Raw genomic sequence first — 16,234 nt, 5'->3', positions numbered from 1 at the left:
CTGTGAATCTGTTCGACTGGCGACGCCTACCGGTGGTTTGTCGACGGCGGGTTCGAGCGGGAGTAGGCCGTAAGTGGAGGCGTCAACTACGGTCTGGGGAGCCCGAGATGACGAAGCGGCTGCCGTGTCCGCCTGCACCGGGTCCGCTGGAAGCGTACGCCGTCCTTTTCGATGATCTCTTCGGGACGCTGGCGCAGCGGCGGGGCAGCAGAGCGTCCAGGAGTCGGCTGGATCGAGTCCCAGAATCGGAGCATTCCTCCGCAGGCGCGGATCGGGCCCAGTGGCGCCGCAATGCCGGGATGAACCTGGGCCTGTCCCAGAGAGGATCCCCGAGAGGACTGTGGTCAGTCCGCCGTCGGGGCCGCCTTCAGGGCTTCGGAGGTCAGTTCGCCGCGTGGGCCGACGGCGTCGGCCACGCTCAGGCAGGTGCTGTCGTGGAAGATACCGAGTTCGTAGTGCACGGAGTCGGCGTCGACGGAGCGGACCGTTAGCCCGATCTCGTAGTCGCCCGGGTAGGTCACCTCACCGAGATACTGGATCTGGTATGACGAAGGGGGCAGATCTGGCACCGAGCCCGCGCCACTTGTCCCAATCGAGTGCGAGGTGAAGGTGGCGACGGCCTCGTCGTACCAAGTGGTCAATGCGATGAAGTTGACGTGCTGGTTGGAGTCGACGTCACCGATCCGGGAACGCAGCGTGGCCCAATGCGAGTAGTGGGCACGTTGCAGGCGTTCAGGGCGTGGACGGGCAGCTGCCGACGTAGCTGTCTCCGGTAGCTGCATCTCGTCGAGATCGGCGATCAGCTCGTCCGGAAGCTGGAGGGGCCCCGAGTTGTCGGCCAGCACGACGGTGGCGTCGCCACTGCCCACATGCTTGTCGTCGACCATGATCGCCTGTTCGAAGGTGAATGAGGAGTGCCCGATCCGGCGAACGCCGGTGTGCACTTGCACGTGGGTACCGGTCGGGCCGGCCGGAGCAAGCCGGTTGACCCGTTGGCCGACGAGCAAGATCTGGTACGTCCCGAAACCACCCTTACCAATGAGGCGTTCGAAGCGGTGCAGCCGCAGCCGGATCCGGGCGTCTTCCAGCCAGCGCGCCATGCCGATTGTGCTTGCCGAGCCGTTCCGACCAAGATCGGCCTGTCGCACCCGGACATCGATCTGGATACCGAGCCTCTGACTGTCAGCGGTGTTCATGCATGATCACCTTAGAGCAGCGTCAACTGCGCTTCCAGGTCGGACAGGACGTACCACACGACCAGGTCCAGTTGCTCCAAGCCGCACCGCGACTGTGCGCAGCGCCGACGATCTTGCCTTTTCGGTAGTGGCAGCGGCGGGCTGCGGCTTGGTGTCGTCTGCGCCAGAGGGACCAGTTCAGGGCGTGTGTAACGGGTCCGAGGCGGGGCAGCAGAGCGTCCAGGAGTCGGCGGACTTCTGCCGGGGTGAAGTGAATGGTGCTGATGGGGTCGTTTCTGCGGCTCCCCTTTCAGTGGTCGGGGCTGCGACAGCGGCCAGGAACGTGTGGGCGAGCACGGCCAGGGTGATGTGCCGGTACCAGCCCGGGTAGCGGCGGATTTCGTACTCGTCGAGGCCGTATTCGTCCTTCGCTGCCTGGAAGGCTTCCTCGAGCGCCCAGCGCACCCCGGCGATCCTGACCAGTTCGGGGATAAGGGTGCTGTTCGGTGGGACGGTCCCGTCAAAGACATCGATCACCGGCAGACGGGCTGCTGCCCAGTCGTCGGTACGCGGGCCTTTTGGCACCGTCGCCGCAGGAACGTCGTTCCCCTGCCTTGTCGGGAGCGCCGGCGATGGCCTGGCCGATACGGCCGAAGGGAACGTGCAGTTGCTGGGACTTCAACACGGCCAGGACGTAGCCGACACCGGCTTCCTCCAGGGTGCGGCGCATGGGCCATTCCTGTCCGTAGGCGCAGTCGCCTGTCGCCCGGGCGACGGGGAGTGGCGAAGCAAGAGACCGCAGGATCATCGCGCGGGCCATTTCTCCCGTGGTCGCGAAGCCACGACTGTCAGGGACTTTCGCCGCCCGGTACCGGTCCGCCTCCGCAGTCCAGGACCTGGGCAGGTAAAGCTTCCGGTCCACCAGAGCCCTTTCTCCTGAGGAGGCATACGCGACGAAGACCCCGATCTGGTAGGACACCGGCTCGCGGTATTGATCGTGAGCCGCGACGGGGCCGGTCTCACCCGGAGAGGGTGTGCGGGTCAGCTTCGACGCCGTCGAGGGCTCGCGTGAGCGGAGCGGCATCGGGGGTTCGAGCCATCGGACCACTCCTCCCTGATTCAGGCGATGCCGACATCGCCTGGTCTGCCCACGTGTGAAAAGCACGGCGAAATCCGGCTCTCCCACACAGAGATCACCGAGCTGATCGCCCCGCGCACCGACGCCCTGACAGGAGGGCTTCGGACAGCGAGCGGCGGAGTGTGGCTGCACCGTGGGCAGGCCCATCAGCCACGGCTCGAACGCCACGCATCCGACCACGAGCTGGTCGGCGCGCCGCGCGGGGGCCGGTCCACCTGAGGTTTGGTTCGGCGGCATCGCGCTGTTCGATCCGTTCACCACCGCGCGATGCGGGACACCTCCCGAGGGTCCGATCAGCATCAACGCCGTGATCGCCGCACCGTCGTACGGACCCTGATCGCCACGTGATGACGGGCGACTCGCTGAGCGGGGGTTTCGCCGAGGCGTGACCCAGGTCACGTCGCGCGAGGTGGCTTCGTTCGCCACTTGATGTCAAGGTGTCACTTAGTGACGCAGAATTTGCCCCCAAGACGAACCCGGAAGAGCTGATCACCATGCAGACCACCAGTCCCCAGGAGGCGGCGATCGACATGCAGGCGGCAGACCAACGGACGAAGAAGTCGGCGCTCGAACAGGCGGGCGGCACCAAGGGGGTCATCTACTCGGCGCTGCCCGCCGTGGTGTTCGTCGTCGCCAACAACGCCAGGGGACTCAAGGTGGGCGTCCTCGCCGCCCTGCTCGTCGCCTTGGGCATCGCGGTGCAGCGGCTGATGCGCAAGGAGTCGATCCAGCCCGCGCTCGGCGGCATGTTCGGCGTGGCGATCGCCGCCGGCATCTCCTGGTACACGGGATCCGCCAAGGACTTCTTCCTCATCGGCATCTGGCTGAGCCTGGTCGGCGCCGTCGCCTTCGTCCTCTCCGTGGTGCTGCGGTGGCCCCTGGCCGGCCTGATCTGGAACTCGACGACCGGCAAGGGAACCGTCTGGCGGGTCGACAAGCGTTCGCGGTTCTACTACGACATCGCCACCCTGGTGCTGGCCGCCATCTTCGGCGCCCGGTTCGCCGTCCAGCAGTACCTCTACCAGGCCGACGAGGTCGGCTCCCTGGGCTTCGCCAAGATCGCCATGGGCTACCCGCTCCTCGCCGTCGGCTTCCTGGTCGTCGCCTGGGCCGCCCGGGCTTCCGACAAGCGACTGAAGGCCGTAGGGCTGCTGCCCGCCAAGCGCAGCTGACCGACGCCCTCCCCGCTCCCCGTCCGTGCCGGACGGGCCCCACGGCCCGTCCGGCACACGCGTCCGCATCGCGGAGCGACCACGGCCGATTTGGGCGTCGTCTCTTGTGGGGTTGCCGACCTCCGCACCGCCGCTGCGAGCACACGGCCGGGCACTTCCAGGCCCTTCGCCGGCATAGCCGCAGCTGAACGACGTCTTTGTCCCACGGCCGAATGACGAGGTGACCCCATGCAGGTGAGCAATCGCGTCGGACCTGGGATGAGCGAGCAGCGGGGCTGCCGGATCCGGTTGGAGATCTCTCGGGAGGCGTCGCGTCTCTTCTGGGAGCAGGGCGTTGCCGCGACCAGCGGTGACCAGATCGGCGAAGCAGTGGGCCTGTCGACGCGTACCATCTGGCGGCACTTCCGGAGCAAGGAGAGCTGCGCCGAACCGATCATCTTGCATGGCGTCGCGTGGGAGATGGCCGCCCTGCGCCGCTGGAAACCCGAACTCTCCCTCGATGACCATCTCGCCGATGAGATGAGCAGGCATGGCCGCGACGCCGACAGGGCGGAGCGCGCCGACGACGTGCTCGCGATGAAGATGATCGCGCTCAGCAGCAGGGAGCCCGCGCTCCGCACGGTCTGGCTGATGGCCTGTGACCAGGTAGAACGTGAGTTGGCGGGGAGCATCGCCGACCGACTTGACCTGCCGGCCGACGACATCAGGGTGCAGGTGCACGCGGCGGCCGCCTCGGGCGCCCTACGAGTCGTCAACGAGGAGATCGGCGACGCCCTGCTCGGCGGTGCCGACGTGCGCCAGTTCGCACATGCGCACCAGCTCCTGGCCCAGGCGATCCGCAGTGCCACGGGAGGCGCCGTGGGGGACGCGGCTACGACCTGAGATCCGTACGCGACGACCCTGTCAGGTCGCACAAACACCGGCATTGAGTGTCCCGTTCGGCATGCGCCTGAGCGGGCTGCCCGCCTGTTCGCCGTGTGTGACACAGGCCGGGTGGCAGGTCGATCCACCGGCGCCGGATCGGATACCGCCCGTTCCCGATCCCTCGAAGCATTCCCGTCAGGTGGCGCTCGGTACCCAGTGTGTACGCCACCTGCTGTCCTTGATTGGAAGACTCAGTGACTACCGACCATTCCCCTGCGACGAAGCCGGAAGCGGTGACGATGCCGCCCCGGCAGGTGCTTCAGACGGTTTCCGGGCTGGTGGCCGGTTTGTTCGTCGCCATCCTCGCCGGAACCGTGGTGGCCAACGCGCTGCCCCGGATCACCGCCGAGTTGGGGGCGAGCCAATCCTCGTACACCTGGGTGATCATCGCGGAGCTGCTGGCCATGACGGCCACCGTTCCGTTGTGGGGCAAGCTGTCCGACCTCTACAGCAAAAAGCTGCTCCTCCAGATGGCGCTGGGCCTGTTCGTGGTCGGCTCGCTCGTGGCCGGGTTCTCCCAGGGTGTCGGCACGTTGATCTTCAGCCGGGTGGTGCAGGGCGTGGGGGCAGGCGGACTCACGGCACTGACGCAGGTCGTGATGGCGGCCGTCATCCCCCCGCGGAAGCTGGGCAGGTACTCCGGCGTCTTCGGCGCCGTCTTCTCCGGCGCCACCGTGGCCGGCCCGCTGATCGGCGGCCTCCTGGTGGACACCTCCCGGCTCGGCTGGCGGTGGTGCTTCTTCATCGGTGTGCCCTTCGCACTCCTTGCCATCGCGCTGCTGCAGCGCACACTGCACCTTCCGCACGTCCGCCGCGACGTGAAGATCGACTGGCTCGGTGCCTTCCTGATCGTCGCCGGTGTCAGCTCGCTGCTCATCTGGGTCTCGATGGCGGGCAGCACGTTCGACTGGTTCTCCTGGCAGACGGCCGCCCTGGTCGGTGGCGGAACGCTGCTGCTGGCGGCGGCCGTCCGGGTCGAGTCCCGGGCCGCCGAGCCGATCATCCCGCTGAGCATCTTCCGTAACCGCACCGTGGCACTGACCAGCCTGGCCTCCCTACTGGTCGGAGTCGGCCTCTTCGGCGGCACCGTCTTCCTCTCGCAGTTCTTCCAGGTGGCCATGGGCAAGTCGCCCACGACCGCCGGTCTGATGAGTCTGCCGCTGATCCTGGGATCGCTCGCCGCCTCCACGTTCGCCGGACACCGGATCAGCGCGACCGGCAGGTGGAAGCGGTACCTCGTGGCAGGCACCGTCCTCATGACCGCCGGCCTCGCCCTGCTGGCCACCATCGGATCCCACACGCCCTTCGTTCTGCTGAGCGTCTACATGGCCGTCCTGGGGACCGGCGTCGGCATGCTGACGCAGAACCTGGTCCTCGCCGCGCAGAACGACGTGCCCGCCGACACTCTGGGCAGCGCGACCTCCGTCCTCTCCTTCTCGCGCAGCATGGGCGGGACCGTGGGCACCAGCGTCCTCGGGGCGGTCCTCGCCCACCGCGTCGCCACCGAACTGGCCGCCGGCCGCACATCGGGAGGTGACACGCCGGGAGGCGGAGCCGGGCACGGTGTCCCCGACCCGACGACCCTGCCCGCGCCCTTGCGCGCGCTCGTGGAGAACGCCTACGGCATCGCCACCGCAGAACTCTTCTTCTGGGCCACCCCGTTCGCCCTGCTGGCACTGATCGCCGTCCTGTTCATCGAAGAGAAGCCACTCAAGACGACCACCAGCACGGAGCGACTCGCCGAGGAGAGCGCCATCGCCGCCGGCGGCCGCGCCCTCCTGACCCCCACCGACACACCCCGTGCCGACCTCGCCGAGGCGTCGACCAGAGGCAGTGGAGGGTGCCCAGACGCCACCCGACTGCTTGGTCGGCGACCGCCGCGACGCGTGTCGGGTCGCCCGTGATCGCGACGAGGTCGACCAGCGAGCCGGAGCCGCAGTGTCGAGTGTCAGGTCGACGCAGTGCGGAGCGAGAGCGGTGAGGCGCTGTGCGAGGCCGGGGCCGTAGGTGGTGGGAACGGCGTCGAGAGAGGTGGGGAGTGGTTGCGTTCACTGGCTGTCCCGATCACGGTGGCACCTTGTGCTGCAGCGATCTCGACTGCCGCGCTCCCCACGCCTCCCGCGACGCACGAGGATGCCGTGGCCGGCGCCACGGTGACGGCGTGCAGCCGCTCAAGTTCTGCAGCGAGCCGGGCAGGCCCGTACTTGGTCTGCCGCCGCAGCGCTTCCACCAGGTCGGCGATGCCCTCGCTGGTGCGCGTAGGGCTGGCAGACGGTCGGGAGGAGGGGCCGAGCAGGCCGCCCTCGCCGTGTGTCCGCCATCGGGCATACCACTTCGCCAGGCAGCGACGCGAGATCCCGGCTTCCGCCGCGATGTGCGCGATGGGGCGTCCAGCGTCGACGCGTAGGCACAACCGGAGCCGCCCTTCCGGGGTGAGGGGCGCGTTCGCGTGCACAGTCATGACCCACCGCGCGCCGCAGCTCGTGCTGCGGCACGCGGGCCTCAGTTCGTAGCGAGCAGGATCATCGAGCAGCCCCGGAGTGGGACGGGCACGACGCGATCGGGCATCCAGACCTTGGACGTGCCCGCCTGGGATCAGGCCCCGGACAGCGCCTCCGTCGGGGGCAGCCGGGACGCCCGTACGGCGGGGTACAGGCCGGCCAGGGCCCCGATGGCGAGGGTGGCGAGCAGGCCGCCCGCCATCGCCCAGGCCGGGACGACTGCCGGCCAGCCCTGCGCGACGGCGTACGCGGTGGTGACGCCCACCCCGATGACGACTCCGGCGATCCCGCCGAGTCCTGCCAACAGCTGGGATTCCGCGAGGAATTGGGTGCGGATGTCGCCTCGCCGTGCGCCGAGGGCGCGGCGCAGGCCGATCTCCGCGCGGCGTTCCAGGACGGAGATGACCATGGTGTTGGCCACGCCGACCCCGCCGACAAGGAGCGCGACGCCGCCGAGGCCGAGCATCAGGCCCGTGAAGGCTTTGTCGGTGGCGCCCTTGGCGGCGAGGGCGTCCGAGGGGCGGCTGACGGTCACTTCGGTGGGAGCCTCGGGGTTGACGGTGGCGGCGAGGACGTCGCGTACGGACGTGACCGCGCTGTCCGCGGTGCGGACGTAGATTGTCGTGGGGTGTCCGTCGAAGTCCAGGTACCGCTTGGCGGCGTCCCAGCCGACGAGCGCGCTGTCGTTCAGCTCGGGTGCCAGGAGCGCCTCGTCGAGGATGCCGACCACGCTGAACCACTGACCGCCGAGCCAGACCCGGGTGTCCGGGCCGACTTCCCCGATACCCAGGCGGTCGGCGGCGCCGCTGCCGAGTACGACGGCCGGGTACTTGGCGGTGGCGGCGTTGAGCCAGTCGCCGCGGGCGAGAGAGCCGCCGACGGTGTCCAGGAGGTCGAGGCGGGCGGCCTTGACGTTGATGCTGCCGGTCTCGGCGGCCGGGATGCGGTCGTTGCGATAGACGTACGCCGTCACCTTGCCGGTGCCGGTTGCGGACTCGACCGGGGCGATCCGGCCCGCCATGTCGATGGAACGCTCGGGGAGTTTGGCCTCGCCGCCGGTGAAGGTCCGGCCGGGGGACGCGGTGAGGAGGTTGGTGCCCAGGCGGTCGAGAGTGCGCTGCAGTTCGGCGTGGCTGGAGGTGGAGATGCCCACCACGCCGATCATCGCCGCGATGCCGATGGCGATGCCGAGCGCGGAGAGGAAGACCCGCAGCGGGCGGGCGCGCAGCCCGGAGGCGCCGACGCGTACGACGTCGCGGGTGCTCATGCGGGAGACCTTCAGCACGCGGACACCGCCTGAACGTCGCCCTGGGCGTTCTGGGCGGAGTCGTGCACGATGCGCCCGTCGCGGACGTGGACCTGGCGGGGCAGCGAGGCCGCGATCTCCCGGTCATGGGTGATGATCACGACGGTGGTGCCGTCGGCGTTCAGGGCGCGCAGCAGGTTCATCACGGTGGTGCCGGAGTGGGAGTCCAGGGCGCCGGTCGGCTCGTCCGCGAGGAGCAGGCTCGGCCCGCCGACCAGGGCGCGGGCGATCGCGACGCGCTGCTTCTCCCCGCCGGACAGCTCGTGCGGCCGGTGGTACACCCGGTGGTCCAGGCCGACCCGCTCCAGGGCGGTGCGGGCCGCGCGGCGGCGTTCCGCGAGCGGGATGCCCGCGTACAGCAGGCCCTCGGCGACGTTGTCGAGGGCCCGTACGCCCGCGGTGAGGTGGAAGTGCTGGAAGACGAAGCCGATGCTGAGCGCGCGCAGCGCGGACAGCTCCCGGTCGCCCAGGCCGGCGATGTCGTGGCCGTCGACGGTGACGGTGCCGCTGCTGGGCCGGTCCAGGCTGCCGATCATGTTGAGCAGGGTCGACTTGCCCGACCCGGAGGGCCCGACGACGGCGACCAGCTCGCCGCGGCGGATGACGAGCGAGACGCCGTCGAGGGCGGTGACGCCGCCGGCGTACGAGCGGGTGATGTGGTCGAGGCGTACGACGTTGTGGTTCATCGCGGCACCCCGACCTTGTCGCCCGCCTTCAGGCCGGCGCCGGTGATCTCGACCCGGCCGTTCGCGAACATGCCGGTCTCCACCGCGACCGTGCTGCTGACGGAGCCCTTGACGACCTGGACGCCGTAGCCGCCCTCCGACAGCGCGAGGAGCGCGGAGATGGGCACGGCCAGCACGTTCTTCTTCTCCGCGGAGGTGATCTCCACATCGACGGGCGCGCCGTCGTAGCTGCCGAGCGTGCCCCTGTCCTTCTTGTCGATCCGGACGGTGACCTTGATGACGGTCTTGCCGTCGCCCTCTCCCGGAGCGCCGTCCCCGCCTTCGGTGCTGGCGACCTTGCCGACGGAGGTGATGGTCCCGGCCGCGTGTGCACCGTCGGGCAGGACGACGGTGACCTTGTCGCCACGGAGGACGAGTTTCTGCTTCTTCGCGTCGAGGTCGATGGCGACAAGCCGGCTGGTGCCGGTGTACGTCAGCACGGGTGAGCCGGGCTGGAGTTTCTGGCCCTTCTTCGCCTCCTGGCCGGTGACGCGTATCTCACCGTCGGCAACGACCAGGTCCGCGGGCTTGACCGTGCCCGTCTGTGGCACTCCGAGGTGCTTCTGCCAGCGCTTGACGGCCGCCGCGGTCTTGTCGGAGTACTCCTCGTCGGCGGTGAAGCCGGTGTAGCCGAGGGCGGCCAGGGCCCGTTCCACCTCGGCGACGTCGGGGCCTTTCGTGCCGGCGCGCAGTTCGCGGTAGAGAGGTGTGGCGCCGTGGATGAGGGGGATGGGCCGCTCGTCGGCCTTGAGCGCGTTCTGGCCCTGCTTGATGGTGGCACCGAGCTTCGGCAGCCAGGTCACGGTGCCCGACGCGCCGCTGGTCAGGGGCTGCTTGTCGCCGTAGCCGAGGCTGCCGGTGACGGTGTCCTGCTGGGCGAGGTCGGAGCGGGTCACCAGTGCGGTCGCCGGCGGCAGACTGCTGCCCTTTTCGGACTTCTCGCCGTTGCCGCCGCCGAAGCCGTACGCCGCCACACCGGCCCCGCTGAGGACGACCGCGAGGGCGATCAGCGCGGCGGTGGTACGGGCGCGGCGGCGACGCGGTGGGGCGTACCGCGGGCCGTCTGGTGACCTGCCCGCCGAGGCCCCTGACGGATCCTTTGCCGGGTCTGTCTGAGGGGGAAACCGGTGCATCCGGGTCGTCTCGTCGTCGGTGGATTCGGGTGTGTGTGTCATGTCGGTCTCGCCCGTCACCGCTGGGCCGCGGGGTTGACGTCCTTGCACTTCTCGGCGGCCGCCTGCAGCTTGTCCATGTTCGCGTCCTGGTCGAGCGGCATGCCGCCTGTCTCCGGGTCGGGATCCGGGGCGTCATAGCCGTTGGCCCGCAGGCACTTGACGTATTCGCGCGCCTGCTCAAGCTGCTTTGCGTCAGGTTTCGGTGCCTGCTGCATGTCCTGCGCGGTGGGCGCGAACTCCTTGCACGCCGCGAGCGCGGCCTGCACCTCCTCCGGCGACGCCGTCTGCGTGGGCGCGTCCTCGCCGGCCTTCCCGCTCCCCGGCGCCACGCCCCGCTCGGCCAGGCAAGCGTTGTACTTCTTGCTCTTCTCCGCGGGCGTGAGCTGCTGCCCGCCTCCCTTCTTGTCGCCGCCGGCCGACGCGACGTCGTCGTTCCCGCCGGTGCCGCCCCCGCAGGCGGCCAGGCTCAGGCTCAGCAGCGGTATGGCTGCCAGCAGCCCCCAGTTGGTGCGCGAAATGGTACGCATGCGCTCGGCAGTCCCTTCTGTGCCGGGTCTCTCCCGGCGTCGGGGACCAGTAGAGGCGGGGCCCGGTATCCCCTCCGTAACCGCAGGCGGTTACGTCCTGGTTATCCCGGCCTCTGGCACTCTGGGGATCATGAGAGTGCTGATCGCCGAGGACGAGCGGATGCTGGCCGACGCCGTCGCCGAGGGGCTGCGTGAGGAGGCGTTCGCCGTCGACGTCGTGCACGACGGGGATTCCGCTCTGGAACGCCTTGCCGTGAACGACTACGACGTGCTCCTCCTGGACCGCGATCTGCCCGTCGTACACGGCGACGAGGTGTGCCGGGCCGTCGTCGAATCCGGCGACCGCACCCGCGTCCTCATGGTCACCGCCGCCTCCGATGTGCCCTCCCGCATCGAGGGCCTCGCCATCGGAGCCGACGACTACCTCACCAAACCCTTCGCCTTCGAGGAACTCGTCGCCCGCGTCCACGCCCTGGCCCGCCGCGCCCAGCCCGCGGGCCCGCCCACCTACGAACGGGCCGGCCTGCGGATGGAGACGGCCCGTCGCGAGGTCTACCGCGACGGCCACTACGTATCCCTCGCACGCAAGGAGTTCGCCGTCCTGCTGGAACTACTGCGGGCGGACGGCGCGGTCGTCTCGGCCGAGGAACTCCTGGAGCGGGCCTGGGACGAGCACATCGATCCGTTCACCAACGTCGTCCGCGTGACCGTGATGAAACTGCGCAAGAAACTCGGGCCGCCGCAGGTCATCCAGACCGTCCCGGGCTCGGGGTACCAGATCCCATGAGGCTCACCTCGCGGCTGCCGCGTCTCCCCATCCGCGTCCGGCTCACGCTCCTGTACGGCGCCCTGTTCATGGCCTGCGGCGTGATCCTGCTCGGCGTGACCTATCTGCTGCTCGACGCGGGACTGACCGACCGGTTCGACGGCGTGGCCCTGCAGATCACCAAGGAGGGCGGGATCGCCCCGGTACCCGAAGCGTCCACCCACAACCTCCCGTCGGAGCCCGCCGCCGGACTGGCCGGCAGTCCCGATCTACGCGAACTGCAGGACCGCTACCGGGCCGCGACCCTGCAGTCCCTGCTCCGCCAAGGCGCCCTCGCCCTGGGCGTGCTCACCGTCGTGGCCACGCTGTTCGGCTACCTGATGGCCGGCCGCGTGCTGCGTCCCCTCAACCGCATCTCCCAGACCGCGCGCCGCATCACCTCCCGCGGCGACCTCAGTGAGCGGCTGGCCTTCACCGGCCCCCGCGACGAGGTCACCGAGCTCGCCGACACCTTCGACTCGATGATGGGGCGCCTGGAGAAGTCCTTCCAGGACCAGCAGCGCTTCATCGCGGACGCCTCCCACGAACTGCGCACGCCCCTCGCCATCAACCGGACCCTCGTCGAGGTGGCCCTGCGCCGCAAGACCGCAACCGAAGACACCAAACGCCTCGGCACCTCACTGCTCGCCGTCAACGAACGCAACGAAAGACTGATCAACGGCCTCCTCGCGCTGGCCAAGGGCGAGACAGAGGTCGCCAACCGGACACCCGTCGACCTCACCGAACTCGCCCGTCATACCGCCGAGTTGCACCAGCCACAGGCAGCCGAAGCAGGTATCGGCCTCCGGCTCGACACCAGGCCCGCCACCACCTCGGGCAACGCCGTGATGCTGGAGCGCATCATCCACAACCTGCTTGAGAACGCCATCCGCTACAACGAACCGAACGGCTGGGTCCGCCTCACCACCCGCACCTCCCCGCACGGCGCCGCAACCCTCACGGTCGAGAACACCGGTCCCGTGGTCGCCTGCCAGGACATCGAGGCGCTGTTCCAGCCTTTCCGCCGCCTGGGAGCGGACCGCACCGACTCCGAGCGGGGCTCGGGCCTCGGCCTGGCGATCGTACGAGCCATCGCGCGCTCCCACGACGGCGATGTGACCGCGGCCCCCCGGGAACGCGGCGGGCTCATGGTCACCACCACCCTCCCAGGGTGAGAGGCCCCTGCGTGAAGGGCTCTTCCTCCGGGGCCTCGGGCGCACCCCCGACGAGCTCAAGTGCTTTGCGCTGCGCCGGAGTCGGAGGCGAAGCCCTTGTCCGCGATGATCAGCGGTCCGGGCCGGTCGGCGACCAGGTCTTCATCGACGTCGAGCGTGGCCTGGAGCACTTCGCGTTCGTCGAGTTTCGGGTTCGCCAACGCCCACAGGATCGGCATCCCGGTCGGCGTGCGTCCGGCGCGCAAGACCGGAGGAGCTGCGAGGAGACGGCGGTTCAAGGAGTGGACGGGGGCTCGGCGACGATGGCCGTCGAGCCCCTGTCGGTCTCAGTGGAAGACCCGCTCCACGAACGCGTCGAGGTTGTCGCGCAGGCGCTCGATCTGCTGCTCGACAGTGAGGGACTCCTCCATGCGCCCGCCCGGTGCCGCCTTCTTCCTGCCCCGTACGTACAACGAGCAGTCCAGGTCGGCGCAGATGTAGAGGCCCACCGAGTTGCCTGCGCGGCCGGCCGGGCCTGCCTTGGGGGCGGTCATGAGGGAGACGCCGCTGCCGGGATGGGTGGTCAGGCACAGCGAGCACAGGCTGCGGCGCAGGAAGCCGCGGTTGTTGGAAGGGGAGCGCAGGGACAGGCCGACGAGTTCATCGGCGCGTTCGACGACGAGATACCTGCGATCGGGCGCGGACAGATCGAACCAGCCCAGGAAGTCCAGGTCGTCCCAGTGGTCGAGGTCCGCCAGGTTCTTGGGCAGGGGGAGGCGTTTGGCCTCGCCCTTCGAGCAGTTGACGAACGAGGTGCGGATGTCGTGCTCGGTCAGGGGTTTCATGGAGGATCCTTCGAGGGGTGAGGTGGACGGTGGCGGGACACGACCCCGGCTCGCTAGGCCGGTGCGTCGTTTCCGGCGTGCTTCGGCGTCTTGTGCCGTACGGTGAGGCCCGCTACCAGGGCGGCGAGCAGCAGGACGCCCGCCGAGCACCGGTAGGCGACGGAGAAGCCGTGCACCATGCCTTCGTTGAGGGTCGCGCCGCCGTGGGCCGGATGGTGCACGTGGGAGTGGACGTAGCGGCTGGTGGCGCCGGTGGCGATGGTGTTGAGCAGTACGGTGCCCAGCGAAGCGCCCATCTGCTGAACGGTGTTGAGGACTGCCGAGGCCACACCGGCGTCCTGCGCGGGCACGCCGGCGGTGGCCGTCGCGTAGACCGGCATGAAGGTCAGGCCCATGCCCAGACCGAGCAGCAGCAGGGCGGGCAGCACGTGCGAGAGGTACTGCGCATGCACGGTCAGGCTGCTGAGCAGCACCATGCCGGCGGCGGCCAGCACCATGCCGGACGACATCAAGGTGCGCGGCGCCGTGCGTGGCAGCAGGCGGGCCGCGATCTGGGTCGCGCCGATGACGATGCCGGCCGAAATCGGCACGAAGGCCAGGCCCGTCCGCACCGGCGGGTAGCCGAGGACGACCTGCAGGTAGTACGTCAGGAACAGGAAGACGCCGAACATGCCGATGGTGGCCAAGCCCATCGTCGCGAGCGATCCGGCCCGGACACGGTCCTTGACGATGCGCAGCGGCAGCAGCGGGCTCGCCGCGCGGCTCTGCCACCACACGAAGGCGGCGAGCAGGATCACGCCGGCCGCGAGCAGCGTGAGTACCGACGGGCTGGTCCAGCCGCGGGGTTCGGCCTCGCTGAAGCCGTACACGAGGGCGACGAGCCCGCCGCAGCCCAGCAGCGCGCCCGGCACGTCCAGGTGCCCGCCCCGGCGGCCGGAGCGGTCGCGCAGGAAGGCCGGTGCGCCGAGCAGGGCGGCCAGCGCGATGGGCACGTTGACGTACAGGGACCAGCGCCAGTTCAGGTACTCGGTCAGCAGACCGCCCACGATCAGCCCGACCGCGCTGCCGCCGCCGGCCAGCGCACCGTAGACCCCGAACGCCCTGGCCCGCTCCTTGGGGTCGGTGAACGTCGTCGTCAGAAGGGACAGGGCCGAGGGCGCCAGGACCGCCGCGAACGCACCTTGCAGGGCCCGCGCCGCGAACAGCATCCCGGGACCGGCCGCCGCGCCGCCCAGCGCGGAGGCCGCGGCGAACCCGGCCAGGCCGATGACGAAGGTGCGCTTGCGGCCCACCAGATCGGCGATCCGGCCGCCGAGCAGCAGCAGCCCGCCGAAGGCCAGCGTGTAGGCGGTGATCACCCACTGCCGGTCGGCGTCCGACATGCCGAGAGCGTGCTGGGCGGAGGGCAGCGCGATGTTCACGATGGTGCCGTCAAGGATCACCATCAGCTGGGCGAGGGCGATGACGGCCAGCGCCCACCAGCGCTTCGGATCCGGTGCCGGTTCCGGATCCGGTGCGGGAGTCGCGGCGGGAACCTCGCGGTCCGGGGAACGGTCGGTGGCCGTGGAAGGGGTGGAAGGGGTGGATTCCCCTCCGGGACGTTTCTTGCTCATGGCGATCACGCACGTTTCGTGTCGAAGTGCTGTCGAGACAGCCGGCCAGGGACGGTCGCAGTGGTGACGACGGGCCGGTGTACGCAGCACGGGGACACGGCATGGCGGTGGGGCAGCGGGAACCGCGGACAGCACCCGGGGCCTGCCTCACCAGCTGCGTGTCACTCACGCCGGCGCTCTTGCTGGTCGTGAGGCGGAGAGTGCCTAGATCACGGTGACCAGCAAAAGAAGGGCCCGTCTTCGGGCACGCGCCCCCGCAGGCCGCGCGGCGACGAACCACGCAGGCCAGGACATCTCGTGACGCGGCATCTCAGGAAGATGCCGAAGACAAGAAACAAGAAGGGGGAAGAGTTACCGCGCGCCGCAGAGGAGGGAGGACACACGGCCGGAGGCAACTATGGCCGCAACGCATCCGGCACGGTCCATGTCTCTCGCCTCCTTCCGGGCAGGGCACGCGGTGCGTGTCGACGCCGAGCGCGCCGAGCGGGGCGGCAGAGAACCTGCCGCGCGAAATCCCGGACAGGTTATCCCATCGACGCCACCGCGCGACCGGAATTGCCGACCGCCCGCGCGCACACGCGCCAAGCATGGGTGATTGCTTGGGGGTGGAAGTCCCTGGGGGAAGAGGTGGTGCAGCCCCGACACGTATGCGGCCTGGCCGCCGCGGGGCTTGATGTCCAGCACGACCCAGGTGCCGAGTAGTCCTGCTGCTCTCGCTCGACCAGAGCGCGGCGTTCCTCTGGGTCGACGTCGTCAGACAGGACGTCGACGACCTCGACGTCAGTTTCCGTGGGCTCGGGAGCGATCCTGTGGGCGCCGGCGAACCCGAAACTCGACGAACGCGAAGTGCTCCAGGCCATGCTCGTCGTCGATGAAGACCTGATCGCCGACCGGCCTGGACCGCTGATCATCGCGGACGAGGGCTTCGCCTCCAAGGAGTTCGAGAACGACCTGGTCATGCGTGGGGCCGAACTGCCGCGGCCCTCGTTCAAGGGGAGAAGAAGCGCAAGGGCGAGGGCCTGCTCAAGGCGGTGCGGCAGCTGATCGAGTCCGTGAACGACACCCTCAAGGGGCAGTTGGACTGGAACAGCACGGCGGACGGACCTTCGAGGGTGCCGCCGTCCGTGTCGCCCGGCGCATCCTCGCCATGCCCGCCGCTATCTGGCGCAACCAC

The 16,234-nt window shown here is 69.6% G+C and carries 17 protein-coding genes and 2 pseudogenes; 7 read left to right on the top strand and 12 right to left on the bottom strand.

Annotation, left to right across the window (positions count from 1 at the left end; genetic code table 11):
• Window positions 1–344: 344 nt before the first annotated feature.
• The 3 genes from OHA64_RS07680 to OHA64_RS07670 all read right to left on the bottom strand — a co-directional run bounded on the left by OHA64_RS07680 (window position 345) and on the right by OHA64_RS07670 (window position 2,259).
• A complete protein-coding gene (locus OHA64_RS07680) occupies window positions 345–1,196 on the bottom strand; it encodes a thioesterase family protein (protein WP_405609850.1) in 852 nt (283 codons plus the stop codon).
• 177 nt (window positions 1,197–1,373) lie between these two features.
• Window positions 1,374–1,712 (bottom strand): hypothetical protein, encoded by a 339-nt coding sequence (locus OHA64_RS07675; RefSeq protein WP_405609847.1) that lies wholly within the window; start codon window positions 1,710–1,712, stop codon window positions 1,374–1,376.
• Window positions 1,696–2,259, bottom strand: a complete 564-nt coding sequence (locus OHA64_RS07670; protein WP_405623893.1) for a transposase — start codon at window positions 2,257–2,259, stop codon at window positions 1,696–1,698. The genes OHA64_RS07675 and OHA64_RS07670 overlap by 17 nt, the downstream gene beginning before the upstream one ends.
• A gap of 187 nt (window positions 2,260–2,446) precedes the next feature.
• On the opposite strand from OHA64_RS07670, the gene OHA64_RS07665 reads away from it, so the two are divergent.
• The 4 genes from OHA64_RS07665 to OHA64_RS07650 all read left to right on the top strand — a co-directional run bounded on the left by OHA64_RS07665 (window position 2,447) and on the right by OHA64_RS07650 (window position 6,313).
• Complete coding sequence (locus tag OHA64_RS07665) at window positions 2,447–2,650, top strand: hypothetical protein (protein WP_405624439.1); 204 nt, start codon at window positions 2,447–2,449, stop codon at window positions 2,648–2,650.
• Between the two features lie 157 nt (window positions 2,651–2,807).
• Window positions 2,808–3,485 (top strand): DUF3159 domain-containing protein, encoded by a 678-nt coding sequence (locus OHA64_RS07660; protein ID WP_405609844.1) that lies wholly within the window; start codon window positions 2,808–2,810, stop codon window positions 3,483–3,485.
• Between the two features lie 228 nt (window positions 3,486–3,713).
• On the top strand, window positions 3,714–4,367 hold the full coding sequence (locus OHA64_RS07655; protein WP_405609841.1) for a TetR/AcrR family transcriptional regulator: 654 nt from the start codon (window positions 3,714–3,716) through the stop codon (window positions 4,365–4,367).
• Between the two features lie 281 nt (window positions 4,368–4,648).
• Entirely contained in the window at window positions 4,649–6,313 is a 1,665-nt protein-coding gene (locus OHA64_RS07650; RefSeq protein ID WP_405623892.1) for an MDR family MFS transporter, read from the top strand.
• Here the strand turns inward: OHA64_RS07650 and OHA64_RS07645 are convergent.
• From OHA64_RS07645 to OHA64_RS07620, 6 genes and pseudogenes are all read right to left on the bottom strand, one after another.
• Window positions 6,252–6,531, bottom strand: a pseudogene (locus OHA64_RS07645) (NADP-dependent oxidoreductase); the annotation flags it as partial. The gene OHA64_RS07650 and the pseudogene OHA64_RS07645 sit on opposite strands and share 62 nt — an antisense overlap.
• Window positions 6,532–6,558: 27 nt before the next feature.
• A pseudogene (locus OHA64_RS07640) lies at window positions 6,559–6,870 on the bottom strand (helix-turn-helix domain-containing protein); the annotation flags it as partial.
• Window positions 6,871–7,004: 134 nt separating this feature from the next.
• On the bottom strand, window positions 7,005–8,177 hold the full coding sequence (locus OHA64_RS07635) for an ABC transporter permease (RefSeq protein WP_405609838.1): 1,173 nt from the start codon (window positions 8,175–8,177) through the stop codon (window positions 7,005–7,007).
• An 11-nt stretch (window positions 8,178–8,188) separates the two neighbouring features.
• A complete protein-coding gene (locus OHA64_RS07630) occupies window positions 8,189–8,902 on the bottom strand; it encodes an ABC transporter ATP-binding protein (RefSeq protein WP_405609835.1) in 714 nt (237 codons plus the stop codon).
• The gene (locus OHA64_RS07625) at window positions 8,899–10,116 is read right to left on the bottom strand and encodes an efflux RND transporter periplasmic adaptor subunit (protein WP_405609832.1); all 1,218 of its coding nucleotides are present in this window, start codon (window positions 10,114–10,116) and stop codon (window positions 8,899–8,901) included. Before OHA64_RS07625 ends, OHA64_RS07630 begins: the two co-directional genes overlap by 4 nt.
• Before the next feature lie 14 nt (window positions 10,117–10,130).
• Window positions 10,131–10,643 (bottom strand): hypothetical protein, encoded by a 513-nt coding sequence (locus OHA64_RS07620; protein ID WP_405609829.1) that lies wholly within the window; start codon window positions 10,641–10,643, stop codon window positions 10,131–10,133.
• Between the two features lie 130 nt (window positions 10,644–10,773).
• On the opposite strand from OHA64_RS07620, the gene OHA64_RS07615 reads away from it, so the two are divergent.
• Together OHA64_RS07615 and OHA64_RS07610 are read left to right on the top strand one after the other, a co-directional pair.
• Window positions 10,774–11,430 (top strand): response regulator transcription factor, encoded by a 657-nt coding sequence (locus OHA64_RS07615; RefSeq protein WP_405609826.1) that lies wholly within the window; start codon window positions 10,774–10,776, stop codon window positions 11,428–11,430.
• On the top strand, window positions 11,427–12,623 hold the full coding sequence (locus OHA64_RS07610) for a sensor histidine kinase (protein WP_405609823.1): 1,197 nt from the start codon (window positions 11,427–11,429) through the stop codon (window positions 12,621–12,623). Before OHA64_RS07615 ends, OHA64_RS07610 begins: the two co-directional genes overlap by 4 nt.
• A gap of 56 nt (window positions 12,624–12,679) precedes the next feature.
• Here OHA64_RS07610 and OHA64_RS07605 read toward each other — a convergent pair whose 3' ends face one another.
• From OHA64_RS07605 to OHA64_RS07595, 3 genes are all read right to left on the bottom strand, one after another.
• Entirely contained in the window at window positions 12,680–12,841 is a 162-nt protein-coding gene (locus tag OHA64_RS07605) for a hypothetical protein (RefSeq protein WP_405609820.1), read from the bottom strand.
• A 108-nt stretch (window positions 12,842–12,949) separates the two neighbouring features.
• A complete protein-coding gene (locus OHA64_RS07600; protein WP_405609817.1) occupies window positions 12,950–13,447 on the bottom strand; it encodes an FBP domain-containing protein in 498 nt (165 codons plus the stop codon).
• Between the two features lie 53 nt (window positions 13,448–13,500).
• Window positions 13,501–15,060 (bottom strand): MFS transporter, encoded by a 1,560-nt coding sequence (locus OHA64_RS07595; RefSeq protein WP_405609814.1) that lies wholly within the window; start codon window positions 15,058–15,060, stop codon window positions 13,501–13,503.
• 789 nt (window positions 15,061–15,849) lie between these two features.
• On the opposite strand from OHA64_RS07595, the gene OHA64_RS07590 reads away from it, so the two are divergent.
• Window positions 15,850–16,104 carry a hypothetical protein gene (locus OHA64_RS07590; RefSeq protein ID WP_405609811.1) on the top strand — a complete coding sequence of 85 codons (255 nt, stop codon included), beginning with the start codon at window positions 15,850–15,852 and terminating at the stop codon, window positions 16,102–16,104.
• Window positions 16,105–16,234 lie beyond the last annotated feature (130 nt).

Source organism: Streptomyces sp. NBC_00076 (assembly GCF_045041235.1).
Classification (GTDB): Bacteria; Actinomycetota; Actinomycetes; order Streptomycetales; family Streptomycetaceae; genus Streptomyces.
Note: the sequence above shows the minus strand (reverse complement) of the source record. Positions and strands in the feature narration are given on the sequence as shown.